Origin of the sequence: Marseilla massiliensis, assembly GCF_016899855.1 — a bacterium.
Taxonomy (GTDB): Bacteria; Bacteroidota; Bacteroidia; order Bacteroidales; family Bacteroidaceae; genus Prevotella.
This window is the reverse complement of record NZ_JACJJG010000287.1, coordinates 1-254: the sequence shown is the minus strand read 5'-3', so window position 1 is coordinate 254 and position 254 is coordinate 1. Positions and strand designations below refer to the sequence as shown.

1 protein-coding gene is annotated in these 254 nt (G+C 56.7%); it reads right to left on the bottom strand.

Translation table 11 applies throughout. The features are described from left to right. Positions 1-254: hypothetical protein (locus H6A34_RS14785; RefSeq protein ID WP_205106123.1), on the bottom strand; the 254-nt coding region annotated here is incomplete at both ends.

Here is a 254-nt window from a genome sequence, read left to right as displayed (position 1 = left end):
GGCGAGCCCTCGGTCGTGGTGATGTTTACGCCGGCCATCTTACCCGTGAGGGCTTCGGTTACTGACGCAACCGGAACAGCCGCGAGGGCTTCGTTGCTCACAGTGGCCACGGAACCGGTAAGGTCCTTGCGGCGAACGGAGCCGTAACCGATGACAACGAGGTCGTCAAGATTGGTTGCCTCATCTTCCATTGTAACTGTTACACTACTCTTTCCGGCCACGTTTACCGTCTGCGGCTTCATACCAATGTATGA